General features: G+C 68.3%; 19 protein-coding genes, 1 tRNA gene and 1 pseudogene. 13 read left to right on the top strand and 8 right to left on the bottom strand.

Annotation, left to right across the window (positions count from 1 at the left end; genetic code table 11):
- Window positions 1-105 precede the first annotated feature (105 nt).
- Window positions 106-1002 carry an exosortase-dependent surface protein XDP2 gene (locus DR046_RS17835; RefSeq protein WP_115383739.1) on the top strand — a complete coding sequence of 299 codons (897 nt, stop codon included), beginning with the start codon at window positions 106-108 and terminating at the stop codon, window positions 1000-1002.
- A 5-nt stretch (window positions 1003-1007) separates the two neighbouring features.
- Here DR046_RS17835 and DR046_RS17830 read toward each other — a convergent pair.
- The 5 genes from DR046_RS17830 to DR046_RS24920 form a co-directional block, all read right to left on the bottom strand.
- Window positions 1008-1083 (bottom strand) — tRNA-Val (locus tag DR046_RS17830).
- Between the two features lie 13 nt (window positions 1084-1096).
- Window positions 1097-1354 (bottom strand): LuxR C-terminal-related transcriptional regulator, encoded by a 258-nt coding sequence (locus DR046_RS17825; RefSeq protein WP_280652854.1) that lies wholly within the window; start codon window positions 1352-1354, stop codon window positions 1097-1099.
- Window positions 1355-1462: 108 nt separating this feature from the next.
- Window positions 1463-1987 carry a histidine phosphatase family protein gene (locus tag DR046_RS17820; RefSeq protein ID WP_167767167.1) on the bottom strand — a complete coding sequence of 175 codons (525 nt, stop codon included), beginning with the start codon at window positions 1985-1987 and terminating at the stop codon, window positions 1463-1465.
- Window positions 1988-2039: 52 nt separating this feature from the next.
- Window positions 2040-4931, bottom strand: coding sequence for a Calx-beta domain-containing protein (locus tag DR046_RS17815; RefSeq protein ID WP_115383736.1), 2892 nt, complete (start codon window positions 4929-4931; stop codon window positions 2040-2042).
- A gap of 457 nt (window positions 4932-5388) precedes the next feature.
- Window positions 5389-5685, bottom strand: a complete 297-nt coding sequence (locus DR046_RS24920; protein ID WP_115383735.1) for a transposase — start codon at window positions 5683-5685, stop codon at window positions 5389-5391.
- Window positions 5686-6099: 414 nt separating this feature from the next.
- On the opposite strand from DR046_RS24920, the gene DR046_RS17805 reads away from it, so the two are divergent.
- Window positions 6100-6528, top strand: coding sequence for an FKBP-type peptidyl-prolyl cis-trans isomerase (locus DR046_RS17805; RefSeq protein WP_115383734.1), 429 nt, complete (start codon window positions 6100-6102; stop codon window positions 6526-6528).
- Window positions 6529-7013: 485 nt separating this feature from the next.
- A pseudogene (locus DR046_RS24365) lies at window positions 7014-7118 on the top strand (IS5/IS1182 family transposase); the annotation flags it as partial.
- A gap of 73 nt (window positions 7119-7191) precedes the next feature.
- Here DR046_RS24365 and DR046_RS17800 read toward each other — a convergent pair.
- Window positions 7192-8382, bottom strand: a complete 1191-nt coding sequence (locus DR046_RS17800; RefSeq protein WP_115383733.1) for a baeRF3 domain-containing protein — start codon at window positions 8380-8382, stop codon at window positions 7192-7194.
- 486 nt (window positions 8383-8868) lie between these two features.
- Between DR046_RS17800 and DR046_RS17795 the strand changes: the two genes are divergently transcribed.
- The 5 genes from DR046_RS17795 (at window position 8869) to gghA (ending at window position 16903) form a co-directional block, all read left to right on the top strand.
- Window positions 8869-9360: a cytochrome P460 family protein gene (locus DR046_RS17795; protein WP_245190996.1), complete on the top strand. Its 492-nt coding sequence runs from the start codon at window positions 8869-8871 to the stop codon at window positions 9358-9360.
- A 205-nt stretch (window positions 9361-9565) separates the two neighbouring features.
- A complete protein-coding gene (locus DR046_RS17790; protein WP_245190995.1) occupies window positions 9566-10015 on the top strand; it encodes a c-type cytochrome in 450 nt (149 codons plus the stop codon).
- 400 nt (window positions 10016-10415) lie between these two features.
- Window positions 10416-11738 (top strand): PQQ-dependent sugar dehydrogenase, encoded by a 1323-nt coding sequence (locus tag DR046_RS17785; RefSeq protein WP_115383730.1) that lies wholly within the window; start codon window positions 10416-10418, stop codon window positions 11736-11738.
- Window positions 11739-12304: 566 nt separating this feature from the next.
- Window positions 12305-14497, top strand: a complete 2193-nt coding sequence (gene glgB, locus DR046_RS17780) for a 1,4-alpha-glucan branching protein GlgB (protein ID WP_115383729.1) — start codon at window positions 12305-12307, stop codon at window positions 14495-14497.
- Window positions 14498-14533: 36 nt separating this feature from the next.
- The gene (gene gghA, locus DR046_RS17775) at window positions 14534-16903 is read left to right on the top strand and encodes a glucosylglycerol hydrolase (RefSeq protein WP_115383728.1); all 2370 of its coding nucleotides are present in this window, start codon (window positions 14534-14536) and stop codon (window positions 16901-16903) included.
- A gap of 204 nt (window positions 16904-17107) precedes the next feature.
- On the opposite strand, the gene DR046_RS17770 is transcribed toward gghA, so the two are convergent.
- Complete coding sequence (locus DR046_RS17770) at window positions 17108-17674, bottom strand: TetR/AcrR family transcriptional regulator (protein ID WP_115383727.1); 567 nt, start codon at window positions 17672-17674, stop codon at window positions 17108-17110.
- Window positions 17675-17754: 80 nt separating this feature from the next.
- Between DR046_RS17770 and DR046_RS17765 the strand changes: the two genes are divergently transcribed.
- From DR046_RS17765 to DR046_RS17745, 5 genes are all read left to right on the top strand, one after another.
- Window positions 17755-18246, top strand: coding sequence for a cupin domain-containing protein (locus DR046_RS17765; RefSeq protein ID WP_115383726.1), 492 nt, complete (start codon window positions 17755-17757; stop codon window positions 18244-18246).
- Between the two features lie 22 nt (window positions 18247-18268).
- Window positions 18269-18697 (top strand): SRPBCC family protein, encoded by a 429-nt coding sequence (locus tag DR046_RS17760; RefSeq protein WP_167767166.1) that lies wholly within the window; start codon window positions 18269-18271, stop codon window positions 18695-18697.
- Between the two features lie 410 nt (window positions 18698-19107).
- The gene (locus DR046_RS17755; RefSeq protein WP_167767165.1) at window positions 19108-19998 is read left to right on the top strand and encodes a mechanosensitive ion channel family protein; all 891 of its coding nucleotides are present in this window, start codon (window positions 19108-19110) and stop codon (window positions 19996-19998) included.
- A 21-nt stretch (window positions 19999-20019) separates the two neighbouring features.
- On the top strand, window positions 20020-20283 hold the full coding sequence (locus DR046_RS17750; RefSeq protein ID WP_115383723.1) for a hypothetical protein: 264 nt from the start codon (window positions 20020-20022) through the stop codon (window positions 20281-20283).
- A 285-nt stretch (window positions 20284-20568) separates the two neighbouring features.
- The gene (locus tag DR046_RS17745; RefSeq protein WP_115383722.1) at window positions 20569-20778 is read left to right on the top strand and encodes a hypothetical protein; all 210 of its coding nucleotides are present in this window, start codon (window positions 20569-20571) and stop codon (window positions 20776-20778) included.
- 140 nt (window positions 20779-20918) lie between these two features.
- Here the strand turns inward: DR046_RS17745 and DR046_RS17740 are convergent, their stop codons facing one another.
- Entirely contained in the window at window positions 20919-21134 is a 216-nt protein-coding gene (locus tag DR046_RS17740; RefSeq protein ID WP_115383721.1) for a dodecin family protein, read from the bottom strand.
- Window positions 21135-21223: the final 89 nt, after the last annotated feature.

Below are 21223 nucleotides of genomic sequence, written 5' to 3'. Positions count from 1 at the left end.
ACTCGCTCCGACGACATTAACCATTTCGGTCCCGCGCGAGGGCTTCCGACCGGGCGATCCGGTCGCCACGGCCCCGCGCAGGACCCGTTTGGACCGGAGTACCGCATGACGCCTCGCCATACCCTCACCACGCTCGCCCTCGCGACGACCCTTCTGTCTGGCCCCGCCGTCGCGGCGACGGTCCTGCCGAGCGCGGTCACTGTATCGGTGCCCGCAGGCTCCACCGACCCGACCGGTCCCGTCTATACCGACGACGTGCTGCTCGACAGCCTGACCTTCGGGACGACGGTCTATGACGGGACGCTCGGCTCGTTTAGCGTCGCGCGGACCTTCACCGTCACGCAGGGCCGGTCCCAGATCAACGCCGAGTGGGGCGACACCGACACGGCCGCCGACGGCAACGGCACGCCCTTCGCCAAGGCCGGCTTCCCCACGGCCAACCAGGAGACGACGGACCCGGCGATCCAGGACGCCACGCTGCTCAACGCGTTCAACTCGCGCAGCCTCAGCGAGATGACCGACGGCGAGGGCCAGGCGCTGATGCAGTTCGAGATGACCTTCGAGAACACGCTGGCCTATGACGACATCGGCGGGGACAGCCTGCCCGACCTCGTCTTCTTCGAACGTGGCGGCAACGACGTCTTCGACATCGAGCTGATGATCGGCGGCACCGCCAAGAGCCCGATCTACAGCTCCGCCCTGACGATCAACAGCGGCAGTTTCGCCAATAGCGGCTTCAGCGTGAACACCGTCGAGATCTCGACCGCGCAGGCGATGTTCGTCGGCGGCTTCGACCTGTCCGGCTGGGGTCTCGGCGCCGGAGCCAGGGTCGGCGGCTTCCGCCTGACCACGACCGGCGGCCCGGATCTGGGCGGCTTCTTCCTGTCGGCGGAGGATCCGGGCAGTTTCGGTGCGCCCTTCCCGGTGCCGCTGCCGGCCGGCGCGTTGCTGCTGCTGGGTGCGATCGCCGGGCTGGCAGGCCTGCGCCGCCGTCGCGGCTGACGGCGTGGTGGGTGGTGAGGGGCTCGAACCCCCGACATTCTCGGTGTAAGCGAGACGCTCTACCAGCTGAGCTAACCACCCCCGGTTCCGGCCCCTAGCGCAGGTTCGGCGCACCCGCAAGAATGGCGAGGGATCGGGCCGGACGGCGATCACGGCCGGGTCCGGAGGGACCGGCCCCCCGCAGCGCCGCCGTGGTCCGCTCCGTCTCCTCCAGCTTGTTGACGTTGCGCCCTATGATCGTGTCGACCGTCTGCGGCGAGAGGCCGGGGATCTGGGCGATGACGCCGTGCGACTGGCCTGTCGCGATCCCACCCAGCACCTCGCGCTCCCGGAGCGAGGGGTCGCGGCTGATCGCGTGACGCTTGGCGTTCAGGCTGATGTAGAACAGCGACCGCCCTCCCGCTCCGACGCGACAGGCATGAGCCTCGCCGATCGGAGCCTGCCGGCCCGATTCCCGAGGCTACCGCAGGATCCTCTCGCCACCGTCGTCAAGAACGATCACCACGCCCTGCGGGTCGTCGAGCCGGTCCCAGGCCTCGGGCGGCAGACCCCGCGCCATCGCGCGCAGGCCGATGACGACGACGCCGTGGGTGACAAGGACCGCCGGCCCCCGCCGCGCCCGCAGCCGGTCGAGCCGGGCGATCAGGGCAGCCTGGCTCTCGGCTCCGGGGCAGTCGAACTTCCAAAGCACGCCGGGCGGCGCCTGCGCGGGGCGCGGCAGCCCCACGCCCGCGCCCATGCCGATCTCGGCAAGGTCCGGATCGACCGCGGCGTGCAGCCCGGCCAGCGCCGCCGACCGGCGGGCGCGGCCCAGGGGGCTCGAGAAGGCGGGCGCGGCCACCCCCGCCCGGCGCAGGATCGCGCCCTGCCGCGCCGCCTGGACGCGACCCAGCGCGGTCAGCGCGCTGTCGCGGAGGCCCTGCATCCGCCCCTCGCGGTTCCAGAGCGTCTCGCCATGGCGCAGGATATAGAGCGGCCCGGTCACCGCGCTCCTCTGCGTCAGCCGCGGCGCGCCGTCAACGCGCCGCCACCGCGGCTCAGAAGATCAGCACATCGTCGACGCCCAGCTCCCGCACGCTGGCGCGGGTGAAGGTCGCGATGACCTCCAGTCCGCCATCGCCGCCCGGCCCGTCGGTGTCGACCGACAGCTCCAGCGTCCGCGTGTTGAAGTCGGCCAGCCCCTCGCGCAGCAGCTCCCGCACCTCGGCGCGCGACAGCTCCCGCGGGAGGATGCGGCCGTTGCCCATCCCGAAGAACTGGTCGTCCAGCGCCAGCTTGTCCCCCGGACCGAAGTCGGTGATCGTCGCGTTCGACGGGCCGGTCCCGCGCAGGAAGGCGAAGCTGTCCGCCCCGGCGCCGCCGGTCAGAGTGTCCTCGCCGCCGCCGCCGACCAGGATGTTGTCGCCGTCGTTGCCGACGATGCGCGTGTCCGTCCGGTCGCCGACGATGCGGATGTCTCCGGTCCCTTGCGCGGCCACCTCCTCGACGCCGGTGTTGCGGATGTTGAAGTTGACGGTCGTCCGCACGCTGTCGGTGCCGCCGCTGTCGCGGATCACGTCGCCACGGTCGTCGACGGAGTAGGTGTCGTTGCCGAGCCCGCCTTCCATCCGATCCGAGCCGGCGCCGCCGACAAGCTCGTCGTTGCCCGCGCCACCCTGAAGCGTGTCGTCACCCGAGCCGCCCGCCAGCGTGTCGTCGCCGTCGTTGCCGCGCAGGATGTCGTTGCCTCCGTCGCCGTTGATCAGGTCGTCCCCGGCCAGCCCGTCGACGGTGTCCCTCCCGCCCCCGGCCGAGATCACGTCGCTTGCGCCCGAGCCGAGCAGGCGGTCATTCTCGTTCGAGGCGCCGAGCGAGAGTTCGAAATCGGGGTTGGTCGGCGGCGTCCCCCCGCCGTCGTCGCCCGCGATGCGCAACACTGTGCGCAGGGAGTTCTCACCATTCGCGAGCACCGCGCCCGAGACCTGGCTGATCTCCAGCGCGAAGGTCTCGTCGCCCTCGATGTCGGTGTCCCCGAAGACCCGGACCGAGATCAGCCCCGCGCCGGACCCGGCGCGGATGGTCAGCGTGCCGTTCTGGTCCTGGTAGTCCTCGCCCGCGGTCGCCGACTCGGTCGAGACCGTCCGCCAGGCCAGCGAGACGTCGCTGCGCGCAGGCTCCGACAACAGGACCGGGACCGAATAGGTCTGGCTGCCGCTGTCGAACTCCCGCATCGAGATCGCGACCGGCGCGATCCGCACGAAGTCGTCGTCCGGCTCGGGCCCCAGCACGCCGGGGGCGGGCTTGCCACGCCCGGCCTCGTCGCTGACCTCGCCCCTGTCGTTGTCGAGCAGGGTGCCGCGCGCGACCTGGCCGATGGTGTTGCCGGCGAAGTTGGCGTTCCGGGCGTTGTAGACGAAGAGGTCGAAGCTCTCGTCGTCCTCGCGCGCGGTGTCGGAGCGGAGGTTCACCGAGATCACCCCGCTCTGCTCGCCCGCGGCGATGGTGACGGACCGCGTGCCCAGATCGAAATCCTCGTTGCGGCTGGCCGAGCCGTCCAGCGTCACGTAGTCGAAGGTCACCGGCGCCGGCGCGGGACGGTCGAGCGTGACCAGGAACTGCATCGTCACGAAGCCGCGATCGCCCTCGATCATCGTGGCGTCATGGACCTGCACGACCGGGACGATGGGCGCGGTCGAGACCGGCGACTCGATGGCGCTCGCCGGGCCGGTCGGCCCGGCCGAGCGCGAGACGGGGCCGGAATCGTCGCCGAGGATGCCGATCTCGGTCTCCAGCGCCGCGGCCCCGCCCTCGAAGCGCGCGTCGTCGATGCCGCTAAAGAGGACCTGGAAAGCCTCGTCGCCCTCGATCGCCTGGTCGCCGCGGACGATGAACTCGATCCGCGCGCTCTGCTGGCCCGCGGTGAGCGTGACCGTACCGAATGCCCGGTCGTAATCGCCGTTGGCGACGCTCGCCGTCAGGTCCTGGGTCGCGTAATCGAACGAGATCGGGGCGGTCGTCGCCTCGTCCAGCGTGACCAGCAGCGAGACGCGCTGGAAGCCGCCGTCGCCCTCGATCACGTCGGCGCCCTCGATCCGGACGGTGGGCAGGCTGTCGACCTTCTCGGGCCCGAAGATCGGCGTGCCCGCGTCGCCGATGCCGGAGCCCAGGTCGGACCGGCCGCTGTCGTCGTCGACCAGCTCCAGCCCGGCGGACAGCGCCTGCCCGCCCTCGGCGATGGTCAGGCTGCGCGGGTTGTGGAAGATGAGGCCGAAGGTTTCGTCCTCCTCCGGCAGCACGTCGGTGCGAGTGACGATCTGCAGGGCGGCCGACCGCTGGCCCGCGACGAAATTTACGGTGCCGGAGGCCCCGTCGAAATCGCCCTGCGAATTCGCGGCCGTGCCCTGCGCGGTGTAGTAGTCGACGCTGGCCGCGGTGGTCGCCGGCCGGTCCAGCGTGACCAGCACGAATTGCCGCTTGAAGCCCCCGTTGCCCTCGATGACGCTTGTCTCGTGGGCGGTCATCGTCGGGAACGGCCCGCCTTCGGCCTCGGGCCCGAAGATCAGCCGCGCGTCGCCGGCATCGGCGGCGGGCTGGTCGGGAATGCCGTCGTCGTCGTCGAGGATCGTGCCGGTTGCGACCATCGCCGCGGCCTGCTGCGGGAAGTCGAGCCCCCGCGGATCATAGGCGACGATCTGGAAGCTCTCGTTCCCCTCCACCACGCCGTCGCTGCGCAGGATGATCGTGATGTCCTGCTCGACCACCCCGGCCTGGAAGGTGACCGTTCCGCTGGCGGCGTCGAAATCGCCTGCGGTGGCGCTGTCTTCCTGGGTGAACCAGCGGAAGGTCGCAGGCACGTTCGGCGCTTCGTCCAGCGTGGCGCGAAAGGTGACGCGGCTGAAGCCGGAATTGCCTTCGATGAACTCGGCGTTGGAAAGGGTGAGGGTGGGCATGAAACGACCTCCTTACAGGGAAAATTGATGGCGGGGATATCGTGCGTCCAGGTGACGCTACCTGTCCACCCCGCAGGATCCTACAGACCCTCGTCGGTCTGCCCCGTTCATGGCAAAATTGATCCTGCTTGAGGTTCAGGACGGGGCTGGAGCACGCTGATCTCCTTGTACAAGCACGCGACGACGACGACGCCGAAGATCCGGGGCGCGATCCAGGCTAGCACGGACCCGCCGTGGGAGGTGGCGGAGCGCTCTACGGGGTCTCCGAGCAGACGGTGTGGAAGTGGCGCAAGCGGGACGATGTGCACGACCGGATCCATGCGCCACACAAGCTGCACAGCTCCGAGAACCCCGCATTTCCGCTTTGCGATGAGTGTATTGGATGAGGAATGCGTAGGCTGGGGTGGTTCCGTACCGGGCTGGCGGGTCTGACCGCGGATTCGATGCGTGATGCCCGTCAGCCGGACGCGGCTCGGCCGATGAGCCATCGCAGGCGGGTCATGTTGTAGGCGATGAGCGCCGCCGCGCTTGCGCGGAAGCCATTTGCCTTCGACGCCGACCTTGATGCCCGTGCTATCTCCGAGCCGGTGCAACGGGCGGCCCGAGCCCCGGTAGAACAGCTGCATGGCGAGCGTCTTCCGGCGTCGGTACGGCGTCGAGAGTCCAGCACCGGGCAGTCCAGCGCTGCCAGCCCCAGCAGGCTCGCGACCAAGCCCGTCGCCTGCCGGAGCGGCAGGCCGAACAGGACCTTGATCCCTTTCGAGACATCACTGCATGATGCCCTGCCGGGCTGTGGTCAGGGAGGCCTTGATCGCCGCGTCCGCGAAGTCCTGCTGCCTTCCTCGCCTGCCCGAGGGGACCGCGTATCAGACCATCCCCGGATCAAATCGGACCGTCAGAGAGCCACGATAACGCGACGCGGTGTTCTTGGGCGGACCAGTCCTTAGTGCGGTAGCGCGCCGGTGCAGGCCCGGACACGCAGACCAGCTGTCTCGCTGGAGCCGTCAGCCGAATTCCAGGAAGGTTTGCGCGACAAGGCTGTCGCACGGGCCGGGACAATTCTCGCCGCACAGGTTTCATTTCCGGGTCGGTTGGACTAAATACCCGTTGAGCCGCGGCTGACACACCCTCGCCGCAGAACCCACCTTCCCGACATCAAGGATATACCATGACTCAGGCAACAGCCGGAACCACAGTGTCATTGCATTACACCGGCACCCTGGCCGATGGCACCACCTTCGACACCTCTGAGGGGCGCGATCCCCTGACCTTCGAGATGGGCGCGGGCCAGATCATCCCGGGCCTTGAGGCGGCCGTCGACGGCATGGCCGAAGGCGACAGCAAGACCGTGACCATCCCCGCCGCCGATGCCTACGGAGCGCGCCGTGACGAGGCGATACAACAAGTCCCGCGCGAGGCAGTGCCCGACCACATCCCGCTTGATCTCGGTACGCAGCTGCAGGTGCAGACCCCCGACGGCCAGACGATGCCGGTGACGGTGGCAGAGGTGACGGAGGCCCATGTGACCCTTGATGCCAACCACCCACTGGCGGGCCAGGATCTGACTTTTGCATTGGAGCTGGTGAAAGTCGCCTGAAGCGGACTCTCGGGGCCTCGTTGCACGAAGCATCCGACGGCCTGACTTCCTGTTTCTCCTTTTGGGGTCAGAGGGCGGGCTGCGGGACGGGGATACCGAGGGCGGTGAAGCTGTTGAGGATGGCGACGCGACCCCGGAACTCGGCGGTCTTGCGGTCGGAGTGGCGGGTGGCGGGCCATGCGATCCATGCGGACGATAGCCCGGGGCCGCAGGCTAGCGCCCCTCACCGGCAGGACGCCGATGGCGCGGCTGTGGGCCCATTTGCGCAACGAGCGGCCGCGTGGGCGGGGGCATCGCCCGCGGCGCCCTACCGCTTCTCGGAGGACCGCAAGGGCGCCCGCCCGGCGCGGCATCTGGCAGCTCCGAGGGCTGCATGCACGCCGACGGCTACGCGGGGGTCGAGGAGCACTATCGCGGCGCGAAGTCGCGTGCTTGCCAAGGTCCGGCGCAAGTTCGCCGACGTGCACCGGTGCCAGCACTCGGTCCTCACCGCGCGCGGGTTCAACCGCCGGACCGCCGGGCTCCAGGTCCGCGCTCCCATCCTCACCCGCTTCACAGCTCTCGGAATCCCCGTCACGCAGCCCATCGGCCAAAGCGAACCGGGCAAAGGCGAAACCGACCGTCAGCCAATTCGCGCAACAAGGCTCCTATCGACCGGCTCGCCTATGCCGGGTAGCGATAGGCGGCTGCGGTAACGATGTCCTCTCCACCATAGTCGCCCAGAGAGAACACAGCGCCACCGTTTCGCATCGTGTCGCTGATCGCCCGGTCAACCAGATCCTCCGGACCACTTTCATCCTGTTCGGCAGCGAACGTCGTTTCGTCGATGCGTCCTGGCACGCTTGCCCCGGCGCGCACGAAGAGATGGGCGACGCGACCGGCGGCTGCGGCGGTCGCGACATCCGAAGGATCCGTGCTTGCCTCATGGTCGTCGCGGCCGAGCGACATCGCGACCTTGTCCCAGGCTTCCGCCCGCGCCGCGTCGATATCGCCGCGAAGGCAACGGGCGGCCCTTTCACGGATCCCGTCCTCCTCAAGCTCCCTGGGATGGACGAGGACGCCCTCCGGGGCGAGGAAGGGATACTCACAATTCTCCCGGATCATGCCGTTGAGACGTTCGTCAGCCACGATGACAAGGGGCAGATTCGTGCCGCTCAGGTGGTGCCCGACCGCGTTGACGAGCAGGTTCGCATACTGCCGCAGATCCTCTTCCTTGTCCTCGCGCCAGTCGTGGCCGCCCATGCTGTGATGCGGCACGCCTTCCGGTCCGGAGGCGCCGCCCGAGGTCGCCTGCGCGCCTCTGTAGGTGCCGGGCAGGCCCGAATCCTCGCGGCCGTGGATGTTGCCCTTTTCCTGCTGGTCCGTGAACCTGCTGATTTCGGACAGCGAGGCCGGCATGTCCTCGACCTTCTGCCGTGCGAATGTTCCTGCTGAAGCCGTGTAGAGATGCGCCTCCTCCTGGCTGGCGACCAGGACTGCATGATCGGGAATGCGTTCGAGATCCCCAAGGAGCGGCGAGAGCCGGAAGCGCGTTCCCAGATGGACACCCAGTTCGTCGAAGCGAGCGTCGACCACTTCGGTCATCCCGGGCGCGATGAAGATCGCGACGCGGCGGTCGTGCCCGCCGACCAGATCCTCGTAGTCGAGGGCGTCAAGCCGGTCCCGCACCGAAGCGAAGGCCGCGTCGTCACTCGACGCAGCGCCGAGCTTCGCCGCGGCTTCGGACTTCGCCTTCTTGAGCGCGATCCGGACATGGTCGTGCTCGCCTCCGCCGGCCGCAACCTCGAGATAGAGGCTGAGGCACAGGGATGCGTCGTGTCCGGCAAGGTCGCGAAGCAAGTTCTGATCGAGCATTCTCATGGGCGTCCTCGTTTCCTGTTGCCGGGGTGGAAACGGATGGCCGGCGCGGAGAGTTCCTGTCCCTGATGGCCAAGCCGACCGGAACGGGGATTTCGAAGCGAAGCCAGGGGCGAGTGATGAGCGTCGTCGGGATCAGGTCGGGTCCGTTTTTCCGCAAGGCCTCCCGGAAACTCGCAACGAGAGTCCGGCCATATGGCTGCCGGGCATTTCCGGGCCTGCTCCGCTCCGCTGACGCGTCCTGAGTTGGTAGTCCTGCAACGCTTCGCTGCGCGAGAATGGGTCTCTGGCGGTCTGCTTCGGTCCGGACATGATCCGACGCGGCACTCCGAGGGAAGAGCGTGGGCGGCCGACCGCCTCGACCGGGCCGGGGCTCATGCAACCACCGGAACAAATCCCATCGGGGCTTGTTAAGTCTTCGTGTTGTCAAAGGCAGACAACAGGGGAGCATGAGCCATGAGAGGTCTATGGGTTGGGAGCGCGATGGCCTTGGTCGCGAGCGCTGTCGCCGCGCAGCAATTCGGCGGTCAGCAAGACCGAGCCTTTGCCGACCAGCTCTGGCAGATCATGACGGACCGAAACCTGGCCGGTGATGATGCCGTCCAGGCATTTCCCTATGCGGGCACCGATCCGCACGGCATGATGCTCGAGACCTTCTACACCGATGCGACCGTCGACGGTCGCGAGCGGGCGCTGGTGGTCAAGCGGAACTACGGCCCCGAAGGCCTCACGGTGGACGAGGTTCTCGGCAGCCGGGACGACCACCTCGCGTCCGTGACCGTGATGTTCCGCCGGGAGGAAGGCTATGCCCCCGACACCGGCAACTGGTTCTGGGCCAAATACCTGCCCGACGGGTCGCTCGACCAGACGCCCGAGGGGATGCCGATCGCGGGCACGGCACAGGGCTGCGTCTCTTGCCACGCATCGGCAGAGGGGGATGACTACCTCTTCACGACGAATGCAGACCTGCAATGATCTGCCGCTCGGCATCTGTCAGCCTCCCTAGAGGCGTCCTGGGATCCGTATCTTCCTCGAAGTCGGAGCCATCGCTCCGACGGCACATGCCGCAACCTCTCGATCAACAGCATCGTCGGGGTCGTACATCCTTGTTCGACCGGCAGGCGACCGTAAGCAAAGAAAGAAAACGATGAGAAACTCACTTCATGCAATCCTGGCCCTCGTGGCGTTCTCGACCCCTCTGGCCGCGCAGGATACGGCGGGAGACGCGGAGGCGGGCGAGACATATTTCGGCCGCCAGTGCGTCGCCTGTCACGCGATCGCGGACGATGCGGGCAACGTCATAGCCGGTAGCCTCGCAGGCATGGGACCGAACCTGCATGGCATCGTCGGTGACGCGCCTGGTTCGCGGGAGGGTTATGACGACTACAGCGACGCATTGGTCGCTTACGGTGAAACCGGCGTCGTCTGGGAGGAAAGCAACATCGTCGCATTCCTTCAGAACCCGAGCGGCCACCTGCGCGAGGAGCTGGATGACTCCAGCGCCCGCAGCAAGATGTCCTACAGATTGCGCGACGAAGAGGAAGCGCACGACGTGTATGCCTACCTTGCGACTTTCTCCGACCTGGAGGACGAAGAGGGCCCGGAGGACGAAGAGGGCAACACCGAGTGAACTTGCACGGGCATGGCGGACCGCGCCTCGATGGTAGGCACCGCCCGGACCGGTAGATCGCTTCGACTGCGCGCGGGACGCACCCTCTAACACGCCGGCGGGCCGTTCCATGCGGCTGCCGGCTTTCAACTTCTCGACGATCCGGTCGCGCTTTCCGACCTGTCGGGGGCGGATAGATCCGTCGGCCGTGCGTCCGCGCGACCGCTCTCGAAACCTGCGTCACCTGCACTGATGACACCCCCTGCCCGCTCGCTGACGTCGAGGCCGCCTTCAGGCAAGCGCAACTTGCTCGAAAGCTTCGGGAAGTCATGGAACCTGCCGACCCGGAGCCGCGTTTTCTTGGGTCGGGAGCGGACGGATATGAGCATCTGCGACGACACCAGCAACAGGGAGGAACACCATGAGATTTCGAAAGAGCAGCGGCTGCGAGCTGTCGATCATCGCCATCACCGCATCCGCCGTGGCCTTCGGCGTCCCAGCGCTTGCCCAGACGGGCGCCAACACCAGCAGCCTGGAGCATAGCGTTGTGCTCGAAGGCCTCGACGAGCCGTGGGACATGGCGTTCGTCGATGAAGACACGATGTTCTTCACCGAGAAGTGCAACGGTCTTTCCGTGATGATGCCCTCGGGCGAGGTCAATGCGCTTCTCGGCATGGGAGCGCCTGGTGGGGAAGGCACGGGGGAAATGTACGCCTCCACGGCCGAGGATCTGTTCTGTGAGGGACAGGCCGGCATGATGGGGGTCGCGGTAGATCCCAACTTCGAAGAAAACCGCCGGATCTACGTCTACGCGACGTCGAACCTGTCGGACCCCCACACGAACCGGCTGATCCGCCTCGTCGTGAACGAGGATTTCACGGACGTCTCGGAGCGCACCGACATCGTGGAGGACGTCCCCTACAAGATGGAAGCGACGGATCAGCCTTTTGGCGGACCGGGCGCTCACAACGGCGGTCGCGTGCGGTTCGGTCCGGACGGATATCTGTACCTGACCACTGGCGACAATCACAACGCGGAGATACCGCAGAGCCCGACGATCATGGGCAGCAAGGTGCTGCGCATCGATACCGACGGCAACGCCGCCGAGGGCAACAACCCTCCTGAAGGCTTCGACCCGCGGACCTATACCTACGGGCACCGGAACGTTCAGGGCATCGCCTTCCATCCGGAAACCGGCGATGCGATCACGGTCGAGCATGGGCCGTGGCATTCGGACGAGATCACGGTCCTGGAGAACGGCGGCAACGCCGGCTGGGATCCCCGCCCGAACATGGCCGGGCGTGCCGACAACTGCCCGGACGGCTATTGCGGCTACGAGCCCAATCAGATGGAGGGCATGAACCGTTACGAGCGGGCGCAATACATGCCGATGACGGATTTCGAGACCTATCCCGACGCGATGCCCCCGATCTGGACCAACAACGGCTGGTCGCAGGGCAGCTCCTCGGCCGCGTTTCTTGAAGGTGAGGCATGGGGCAGCTGGGACGGCGACATGGTCGTCGGGTTGATGGGCATTGGCTTCGGCGGCACGCCGATCGGTCAGCGAATCGACGTGGTCGAGTTGTCGAGCGGCAATGATGGGATCTCCGTCGTCGACGTGACCGAGATGACCCTGCCAATGGAAGCCGGCCGCTTCCGCTCGCTCGTTATGGGCCCCGACGGCAGCCTCTATGCCGCTGTGGACGAAGGGATCATCCACAAGCTGACACCAACGGGCGAATGAGCAGACGAGGTGCGCCGCAATGAGCGGCGCACTTCTCCCGACATCGCGTCGACGCGACACTTTCGTGCCGGAGCGGGCCGTGTGCAGGGAGACGCAAGCCGCTGCCAGCGCCTTTGGCTGGGTCGGAGAGGCCTTGTCATTGGCGACATCTGGCTTGGCGAGATTCACTGCGATCGGATTCGTCAGACGGATTGGTACACTGACGGGTCAGATCAACGCATTGACCTGAAGATAAACGATCTCCGCCCTTCGCACAGAGCCGAGGCGCCCGGGGTGGAGAAGGTTGGACATCCAGGCCGTCCAACCCACCACCAGAAGCCTACAAGTAGCTAGTTTCGTTTTGGAAACTCGGGGCGATCCGACCCTAATCCGCCGGCGCATCTCCCACGGTGACGGCCGCTGCCACGGGACGGGCCGGGATCGGGATTCCTCAGCCTCCGGCCTTAGGTTTCGCCGGAACGTCGGCCAAGCGGTTGAACCAACCCCGTCGTCCCGCCCCTCGCGCGGCCCGGGTCCGGGCGGGAGAGCGCGGTTGAAGCCCTCGGAAACAGGGTTACGGTAGGCGCATGACAGACAGCCCCGATGCAAAGGCCGGTTCCCGCCGGGAAGCCTCGCTCGACCTGATCGCCGCCGGAGCGCATGGCGACCCCTTCTCGGTGCTCGGCCCGCACCCTGTCGACGGGGTCCGGTGGATCACCGCCTTCGTTCCCGGCGCGGCCCGGGTCGCCGCGTGCGGAGACGGTGCCGTCGCGGAGCTTCGGCAGGATCCGAACCGCTCGGGCCTCTTCTCCGGGCCGCTCGGCGGTGACGGCCCCTACCGGCTGGAGGCCGAGGCCGCCGACGGCACGCGCTGGGAGTTCGACGACCCCTATCGCTTCGGCCCGGTTCTCTCCGAACGCGATCTCCGCCTCGCCGAGGGCAGCCATCGCCGGCTCTGGACGGCGCTGGGTGCGCAGGTCACGACCCACGAGGGCGTCGCGGGGACGCGCTTCGCCGTCTGGGCGCCGAATGCGCGGCGGGTCTCGGTCGTGGGGCCGTTCAACCTCTGGGACGGGCGGCGGCACGTCATGCGCCGGCGCGGCGAGTTGTGGGAGATCTTCCTGCCCGGGATCGGCGAAGGCACGTCCTATAAGTACGAGATCCTCGGCCCCGACGGCCATGTCCAGCCGCTGAAGGCCGATCCCGTGGGCTTCGGCTCCGAGCACCCGCCGGAAAACGCCTCGGTCGTGCGCGACCTGCGCGGGGCGCACTGGACCGATGGCGACTGGATGGAGGCCCGCGCGGGCCGCAACGCGCCGACCGCGCCGATCTCGATCTACGAGGCGCATCTCGGCTCCTGGCGGCGGCACGCGGACGGGCGGCGCCTGAGCTATGCCGAGGCCGCCGAGGAACTGGTCGGCTATGCCCTCGACATGGGCTTCACCCATCTGGAGGTGCTGCCGGTCAGCGAGCATCCTTTCGACGGCTCCTGGGGCTATCAGCCCGTGGGGCTCTTCGCGCCGACGGTTCGCCACGGCCCGCCGCAGGGCTTCCGCGATCTGGTGGACGCCGCCCACCGGGCCGGGCTGGGCGTGATCCTCGACTGGGTGCCGGGGCATTTCCCGACCGACGACCACGGGCTCGGCCGGTTCGACGGCGAGGCGGTCTTCGAATACGCCGACCCGCGCGAGGGCTTCCACCAGGACTGGAACACGCTGATCTACGATTACGGCAAGGCAGAGGTGCGCGGCTTCCTCGCCGCCAACGCGCTCTACTGGCTAGAGGAATACCATGTCGACGGACTTCGCGTCGACGCAGTGGCCTCGATGCTCTACCGCGACTATTCGAGGAAGCCGGGCGAATGGATCCCAAACAAGGATGGCGGGCGCGAGAACTACGAGGCGATCGGCTTCCTGCGCGACGTAACTGCCGCCGCGCGCGAAGCCCATCCCGGCACCATGACGATCGCCGAGGAGAGCACGGCCTTCCCGAAGGTGACCACCCCGGCAGACGAGGGCGGGCTGGGCTTCGGGTTCAAGTGGAACATGGGCTGGATGCACGACACGCTCGACTACGTCTCGAAGGACCCGGCCGGGCGGCGGGAGCATCACCACCGGCTGACCTTCGGCCTGACCTATGCCTTCGACGAGACCTTCGTCCTGCCGATTAGCCATGACGAGGTCGTGCACGGCAAGGGCTCGATGCTGGGCCGGATGCCCGGAACGGGGCCGGAGCGGTTCGCCAACCTGCGCGCCTATTACGGCTTCATGTGGGGGCATCCGGGCAAGAAGCTTCTGTTCATGGGCCAGGACTTCGCGCAGGAGGCGGAGTGGGATCACGACGCCCAGCTCGACTGGGATGCGCTGGATCGGCCGGGCCATGCCGGCGTCCGGCGGCTGGTGCGCGACTTGAACGCGCTCTACCGGGGCACGGCCGCCCTGCACTGTCGCGACGCCGATCCCGGCGGGTTCCAGTGGATCGTGGCGGACGACACGACCAACTCCGTCTACGCATGGATCCGCCGTGGCGGCGACCGCGACCCCGAGGCGGTCGTGATCTGCAATTTCGGCCCGACCGCCCATTCCGCCTATCGCGTCGGCCTGCCCCGCCCGGGGCGCTGGCGCGAGGCGCTCAACACCGACGCCGAGATCTACGACGGCGAGGGCCGCGGCAACATGGGCGGCGTCGAGGCGCAGCCTGTCCCGTCCCACGGCCAGCCCGCCAGCGCCGAACTCGTGCTGCCGCCCTTCTCCACCGTCTTCCTGCTCCACAAGACCTGACCCACCCCCGCACAAGCTGACGCAAGAGGATCACCGATGCCGCTGAAAGACACCGTCGCCTTCGTCGAAGACACCGCCCGCGCCGAGGCCGAGGCCGCCCGCGAGGCGCTCCTCACCGCCGAGACGAATTTCGAGGGCGAACGTGTCGTCGCCCGCAAGCTCGGCGCGCGGCTGGAGGAGGACGTCGCGATCTTCGGCTTCTGGACGCCCGAGATCCTCGACGCGCGGGTGCCCCAGAACGACGTCTTCCTCGAGATCCTGCGCCCGGTCGAGCCGCTGGACCTGACCCGCGCCCATCAGTCCGTGGCCTTCGAGCGGGCCTGGATCCCCGTCATCCGGGAAGAGGCGCACTGCTTCACCGCCGTGCGCGGCCTGAAGGCGGGCACGCGCGACCGGATCGGCGATTTCTACGCGCTGGCCTGGCGCGATGCCGAGGACAAGTGGCACCGCATCCTCGACCCGCTGGCCATGTCGCTGCCTTTCGGCGTGATGGCCCCGGCGGAGCTTTACGACGTGGACGCGATGCAGGCCGCGCGCGAGGACAAGGGCTATTTCGAGGGACTCCGAACGGACGGCCAGCCCCACAAGTTCGGCCCGCCGACCAACATCCTGCAGATCCACGTGCCCACCGCCACGGCGGGCGGCACCCTCGCCAGCCTCACGCGCCACTACCAGCGCCTTGCCGAACGGGTCGCCCGAGACCTGCCGCTGGAGCCGTCGGACCAGCTCTTCCTCGGTTACGACGCAGTGCAGTTGCTGCCGGTGGAGCCGACCACGGTCTACGAATCCGGCCCCGACTTCTGGCAGGAGGAGGAGGGCGACGGCGAGACCGTGTCCGTCTCGCTGCTCAGGCCCGACACGACGAACTGGGGCTACGACATCGTCATCTCGGGCATGGCGACCGTGAACCCGGTGCTGCTGGAATCGGGCCGCCCGGACGAGCTTATCGACCTCGCTTCGGTGCTGCACAACTTCCCGTCGAAGCCCAAGAAGCTGATCTTCGACGTGGTCTTCGGGCATTCCGACAACCAGGGCCTGCGCGCGCTGAACGGCCATTTCTTCGCCGGGCCGAACATGTACGGCCAGAACCTCGACTACCAGAACCCCGCCGTCCGGGCGATCCTGCTGGAGTTGCAGCGCCGCAAGGTCGATTTCGGCGCCGATGCCGTGCGCGTGGACGGCGCGCAGGACTTCAAGTGGTGGGACGTCTCCGCCCAGGTCCTGCGCCACGACGACGCCTACCTGCAATCGATGGCCGATATCGTGCAGGAGGTGGCGGGCACCCGCTATCGTCCCTGGTTCATCTTCGAGGACGGCCGCCCCTGGCCCGAGGAGGACTGGGAGCTGAGCTCCAGCTACCGCTCCGTCATCGAGCAGCAGCGCGACAACGACGTGTTCCAGTGGGGGCCGCTCACCTTCGCGCACAACACGCCCTTCCTCTACACGTTCTGGCTGTCGAAGTTCTGGCGCATCAAGGAGATGGTGCAGGTCGGGTCCAACTGGATCTCGGGGACCAGCAACCATGACACGCTGCGCCGGGGCACGCAGGTCGACACGAGGCTGAACATCAACACGCGGCTCGGCCGGACGCGGATGGAGATCCTCGACAAGGCCTACGACAACCCCGCCGTCCACGTCCTGACCTATGTGATGATGCCAGGGGTCCCGATGGACTTCCTCAACGCCCTGGCGCGGGCGAGCTGGGGCTTCGTGCGCAATCAGGACGATCTCTATGGCGTGAAGGTCGTCGCCGAGGAGGCGATCAGCCTCAAGTGGCAGGTCGACGAATACGCCTATTCGATCCCGAGCAATTTCCGACGCCTGAAGGAGATGGGCTTCACCACCCGCGAGGAGCTGGCCCGCTTCATGGAGTTCCTGCCGGCGCTGGTCGAGGTGACGGAATACGACCTGGAGGAGATCGCGCGCCTGCTCAACATGTCCGAGCCGCCGCTGGCGGGTCCCACCTACTCGGTCGCGGCGCTCAAGCAGGTCGCGCGGGCCTGGATGAACGACATGCACGACTACTGCAACGTCTCGAACTCCCTGCCCGGGCTCGATCCCGACCAGACCGGTTTCTGCCTGCAGGTCCGCAACTTCCGCCGCGCGCGGCCCTGGCTGCGCGACAATTACGGGCCGAAGGACCGCTTCGACTATGTCGCGCCCATCGACGGGCGCACGGTCTTCACCTCGCTGCGCCACGGTCCGGACGGAGAGCAGATCTTCTCCGTCTGCCACCTCGAGGGCAAGCCGACCGCCGAACTCGACCCGCTGACGCTGCCGGTCGAGGGCATCAAGGGGACCGGCTGGCGCCTTGCGCTGCGGACGCCGCCGATCGGACCCGACTACATGGGCGGGCCGATCGAGATGAAGGACGCGATGTCGCTGGTCTACGTCCGCACGCCCTGAGCCGCTTGCGCGAGGCGACCGGGCGCGCGTTCGGGTCCGGAGCGTACGCCGGTGAAGGCCGGGGATTTCCCGGGCCTTGGCACGCTGTCGGACCGAGAACGGGCGTCCGTCACGGGTCCCGAAATTGGACCCACCGCCTGACGTTCGGACGGCGAGCCACCGCGAGACGCGACAAGCCCCGCTCGGCACTAGCCCCGGACCGGCTCACGGGGGCCAGCCGACGACGAGGGCGAGGGCGGTTTCGTGATCGAGCCCGCCCTCGTGGACCAGCACCTCCCAGGTGCGGAAGTCGGTGGCGAGCATCAGCGCGGGGAGGAGGCCCGGATGCGGCGCGCGGCCCGCTGCCAGCGCCTCGGCAAGAGCCATGCGCTGCGCCCGCATCCCGGCCAGCACCTCCGCGAACGAGGCGAGCGCCGGGCCGTCCCGCAGCACATGCGCCGTCATCTCCCGCGTCCGCGCATACCAGTCCCAAAGCGCGCCGAGCGCCGCGCTCAGGCGCGCCTCCGGGTCGGCGATCCCCGCCAGCCCGGCCAGGTCCGGAGGCGGGTGAAGCGACAGCCAGTGCGCCTGGCAGCCGGCCACGAGGTCGGCCTCCTCGGGGAAGTGCTTGTAGACCGTCACCCGATCCACCCCGGCCCGTTCGGCGATGCCTGTCACGGTGGTGGCGCGCGGCCCGACCTCGCGGTGCAGCGCCACGGTCGCCTCGACGATGCGGCGGCGCGTCTCGGCGGCGGCGGCGGCGCGGCGGGTCTGCGTGTAGGCTCTTTTCATGCAGCAGCATGTAGAGCCGAATTGACGGGCTGACCAGTCTCGATTATTCGTGCATCACACTGCTTATCGAAAGCGCCCCCATGACCCTCCACGATCCTGTCCTTCTCCGCGCCGCCGAGGCGCCCATCCGCCTCGGCGGTCTCGGCGTCCGTTCCCTTGCCTCCGCCGCCGCGACCGGTGGCATGGCCGCGCTGGTCGAGCATCCGCTCGCGCCCCTCAGCCTCGGCGCCCCCCTCCACACGCATTCCCGCGAGGACGAGTTCTCCTTCATCCTCGAGGGCTGCGTCGGCGTCATGGTCGGCGACCGCGTGCTCGAGGCGCGGCCGGGCGACGTTGTCTCCAAGCCACGCGGCGTCCCGCACGCCTTCTGGAACGCGACCGATGCCCCCGCGCGCCTGGTCGAGTTGATCGTGCCGGGCGGCTTCGAGGGTTACTTCGCCGAGATGGCGCCCGCGATCGCGGCGGAGGATTGGGGGCAGGCCGCCGCAATCTGCGCGCGTTACGGGATCGAGATGGATATGGGCAGCATCGGGACCCTTTCAGCGCGGTTCGGCCTCGCCGTGCCGGCATGACCGCGACCCCGGGAGGGCGATCGTGAAGCTTTCGCGCTCCATCGGCATCGCCGCCCCGCCCGCCCTCGTCTGGGAGAGGACGGCCGATGTCGTGGCCTGGCCGGACTGGATGCCGACGGTCACGCGCGTCCGGGCGCTCGACGGGCCGCTCCGCCCCGGCGCCCGCTTCGCGGTGGCCCAGCCGATGCAGCGCGAGGCGGTCTGGCAGGTGACCCGGCTGGAATCCGGACGGCTGTTCGAATGGGAGCGGCGGGACGGTGGACGCCTGCTCTTTACGGGCACGCATGCCGTGGAGCCCGAGGGGACGGGGACACGGGCCACGACGGCGCTGGAGGCCCACGCGCCCTCCGCCGCGCTGCTGCGGCCGCTTTTCGCCTGGGTCCTCTGGACCGAAGCCCGCGCGCTCCGCCGCCGGTGCCTGCGCCCGCCGGCCGCCGAGGCCCAAACCTAGGGCCCGTCAGGAATCGGATCCCGTGTTTGGGGAAGTCCGGCGGCGGGTCGAAGCCGAGCGACGAAGCGTAGGTCGCACCTAAAGCGGCTCTTGTCGCGGCGAGATTGGAGCGGAGGGCCGCCCTCGCAATGGCCTTCAGGGCCACCTCGTTCTCGATCCTCGTCTCTTGCCGATCCTGCCGTCCGTAGGGGACTGGCGCTGGCACTATCTGGCGGCGCAGAGGTGGCGCCATGACGGAGACGGTCGCCGCCACGACCCGGGGCCATCCCCGCCTTCTCCGCAACCACGGGCAGAAAGCGCCCGCAATCAGCCGAGGCTCGGGCAATCCCCATCGATCTAACCCCGGGCAAGGGCCACGGGCTTGCCGAAAGCTTGCCCTGGCGATCTCCGATCCCATTTCGCCCCCTGACATGTTCGACGATCTCTCCCTGCCCGACCTTCCGATCGACCTCGCCGATCTCGCGAAGTTCGATCTGCTCGCCTCGCTCATCCTGCTCGTGGTCCTGCTCGCCGCGCGCGGGATCGTCACGGGCACGATCCGGGCCCGCGCGGACCTCGCCCCGCAGGTGCAGCGGCGCTGGCTCGCGACCGGCCGAAATCTGTTCCTGTTCATCTTCCTCGTCGGGCTGGTCCTCATCTGGGCGCCGCAGTTGCGCACGCTGGCGCTGTCGCTGACGGCGGTGGCGGTCGCCATCGTCGTCGCGACCAAGGAGTTGATCCTGTGCCTGTCGGGCGCCGTCCTGCGCGCGTCGACGCGGGCCTTCAGCGTCGGCGACCTTATCGAGGTCGGCGCGCTGCGGGGCGAGGTGGCCGACCACACGCTGCTCGCCACGACGCTGCACGAGTATGGGTCCGACGCGCATGCCTACATGCCGACCGGGCCGGTCGTCACCGTCCCGAACAGCGCGCTTCTGACCTCGCCGGTGCGCAACCTCACCGCGCTGCGCGAGCATGTCTACCACCGCTTCGTCGTGACGGTGGAGGCGACGCCCGGGACCCTGCGCGCCCGCGGGACGATCCGGGAGATCGTCGCGCGTCACTACGAACCAGTCCGCGCCGCCGCCGCGCAGGCCAACGAGCGGCTGGAGCGACGGACGCGCGCGGACCTGCCCGATCCCGCCCCCGAGGTCAGGTTCCGCACGACCGATCTGGGAAAGCTGCGGGTGGAGATCACCCTCTACTGCCCGCCCGCCCGTGCCGTCGCGCTGGAGCAGGAGATAACCGAAGAGATGCTCGACCTTGTTGCCGATGCCGGACAGACGCCGTCCGCGGATGCGCCGCCTGCGCCAGAAGCGACCTGACCCGACGGAGGAGGCCATTCCATGCCCCCATTGTTCTACGTCCTCGATGCGGCAGCGATCTTCGCCTCGTTGGCGGCGGCGGTCCTCTGGTACCAGGCCGGGTCCCGCACGGTGCGCCGCATCTCGGCCCATGAGGTGCTGGACGCGGCGGACATCAATCGGCTGGTCGTCGCGATGAACCGCAGCGCCATCCTGAACCGGCGCGCGGCGCTCGCCTCCGCCCTCGCCGCCACGTGCATCGCGCTGCGCTTCGGGGCCTCGATCGTCGCGCCGCTGGCGGCCTGACGAGCGGCCTGCGAAAATGGTCTCATCGCCCTCTTGAATTGCGCCGCGGCATGGCGATCTGCCGCGAGCGGGCCGGGCCCCTCTGACGACGGTGAACCGCCGTGATGTCGGACCGCGCCGAACGCGTTCGGTGTCACGCCCGCGATCCCGCTGGATGACCGCCCGAACGCGGCCCCTTCGAGGTGACCATCTTGGGCTCCCTTTTCCTGCTTCGAACGGTCGAACCGGACGCCACGCGTCCGTCTCGCCTCCATCCCGCCACCGGACTGCGTGAGGTGGCGTGCGATGCTTGACCTCCTCATCCTCCTCGTCGCCGGGCTCGGCACGGGCTTCGTCGCGCTCTGGCTGTCCGAGCGCGCCGTCCGGCATGCGGCCCGGCCGATTCCGGGCAGCGGACAGCCGTCACGGCCCTATCTCCAGGTCGTGCTTCACTGGCTCGTCTTCGCGCTCGTGATGGGGGTGATCTTCGGAACCGGACTGATGCTCGCCGGCTGACAGGGATGCGGGGCGGCAGGGCGCGCTGCCGTTCCCGCGCTGCCCCCGCCCGCCGACGACCTCGTCATGGGGAGCGTCCCGGCCGCGGCCGGGACGGGGGCGACGCGCCGGCACGGGACCGGCGCGTCGCTGCCGAAGGCTTACAGCTGGTCGCTGTCGTCGAGGACGAAGGTGATGCAGAGGTTGACCTTGTAGGCCTTCACCGCATTGTTCTCGATCATGACGTTCATGTCCTTGACCCAGGCGCCTTCGACGTTGCGAAGCGTCTTGCAGGCACGCTCGATGCCAGTGGCGACGGCATCGTCGAAGCTATTGGGCGAAGTCGCGGAGATTTCCGTAACGCGTGCAACAGGCATATCTATCATCCTTTGGTTGTAGTCCGCCTGACCAACACGTCCCCGCACATGGATGTTCCATAGCGAGGACAAGCTACACGGACCTGGAG

This window comes from Jannaschia formosa (assembly GCF_003340555.1).
Lineage (GTDB): Bacteria > Pseudomonadota > Alphaproteobacteria > Rhodobacterales > Rhodobacteraceae > Jannaschia > Jannaschia formosa.
This window is presented reverse-complemented; position numbering and strand designations above follow the sequence as displayed.